Consider the following 1,479-nt stretch of genomic DNA (forward strand, 5'->3'; position numbering starts at 1 on the left):
CGAGGACCTCGTCCAGCTCGGTGGAGACGATCAGCACGGGGGTGCCGGCGTCGCGCTCGGCGATGATCCGGTCGTGCAGGAACTCGATCGAGCCGACGTCCACGCCGCGCGTGGGCTGCGAGGCGATGAACAGGCGCAGCCCGTCCACGAGTTCGCGGGCCATGACGACCTTCTGCTGGTTGCCTCCCGAGAGGGAGGAGACCGGCAGGTCCACGCCCTGGGTGCGGACGTCGAACTCGGCCACGCGGCGCTCGGCGAGCGCCCGCACCGCGGCGGGGCGCATCTGCACGGCGTTGCCGGCCGGGGCGACGTCGTACCGGTTGAGCACCATGTTCTCCGCCACGGAGAACGGGCCGACGAGCCCGTCCGTGGAGCGGTCCTCGGGCACGAAGCCGACGCCGGCGCGGATGATCTGGCGGGTGGACCGGCCGATCAGCTCCCGGCCGTCCAGGGTGACGGAGCCGGTGGCCTTGACCAGGCCCATGATCGCCTCGGTCAGCTCCGTCTGCCCGTTGCCCTGCACACCGGCCACGGCGAGGACCTCGCCCTGGCGGACGGCGAAGGACACGGCGTCCAGCAGCACCTGGCCCGTGGGCGAGACGACGGAGAGGCCCTCGACGCGGAACGTCTCCTCCCCCAGGGTCGGGGCCGTCCTGCGCCGCTCGAGGACGACGTTCCGGCCCACCATGAGGGCGGCCAGCTCGGCGGCCTCGGCGGAGGGGTCCGCCGTGCCGACCACGCGGCCGCGGCGCAGCACGGTGATGTCGTCCGAGACGGCCTTGACCTCGCGCAGCTTGTGGGAGATGAACACGATCGCCGTGCCGTCCGCGCGCAGCTGGCGGATGATGCCGAGCAGCTCGTCGGTCTCCTGGGGGGTGAGCACGGCGGTCGGCTCGTCCAGGATGAGGATGCGTGCGTCGCGGACGAGGGCCTTGATGATCTCGACGCGCTGCTGCACGCCCACGGGCAGGTCCTCGACGACGGCGTCCGGGTCCACGTCGAAGCCGTACTGGGCGGAGATCTCCCGGATCCGCCGGCGGGTGGCCTCGAGGTCGAGCACGCCCAGGGCACGGGTGTGCTCGTCGCCGAGGGCCACGTTCTCGGCCACCGTGAAGACGGGCACGAGCATGAAGTGCTGGTGCACCATGCCGATGCCCGCGCGCATGGCCTCGCCGGGACCGGAGAACCGGACGGGCTCGCCGTCGAGCAGGATCTCCCCCTCGGTGGGCTCGTAGAGTCCGAAGAGGACGTTCATCAGGGTGGACTTGCCGGCGCCGTTCTCACCGAGGAGGGTGTGCACCCGCCCCGACTCCACGGTCAGGTTCACGTCCTCGTTCGCGGCGAACGAGCCGAAGCGCTTGGTGATCCCGCGCAGTTCGAGCCTCATCGAGGGCCTTCCGTCTGGTCGATGCTCGTGGTGCCGCGCTCGGCGGCGGGGGCGGGCCGGGCGCCCGCGCGCCGCGGGGCCGGTCCGGAGGG

General features: G+C 72.5%; 1 protein-coding gene. It reads right to left on the minus strand.

Annotated features, from left to right (window positions below; translation table 11 throughout):
- The coding region (locus HMPREF3105_RS06070) for an ABC transporter ATP-binding protein (RefSeq protein WP_070708978.1) at positions 1-1,387 on the minus strand (1,387 nt) is incomplete at its 3' end.
- Positions 1,388-1,479 lie beyond the last annotated feature (92 nt).

Source organism: Micrococcus sp. HMSC31B01, assembly GCF_001816085.1.
GTDB classification, from domain to species: domain Bacteria; phylum Actinomycetota; class Actinomycetes; order Actinomycetales; family Micrococcaceae; genus Micrococcus; species Micrococcus luteus.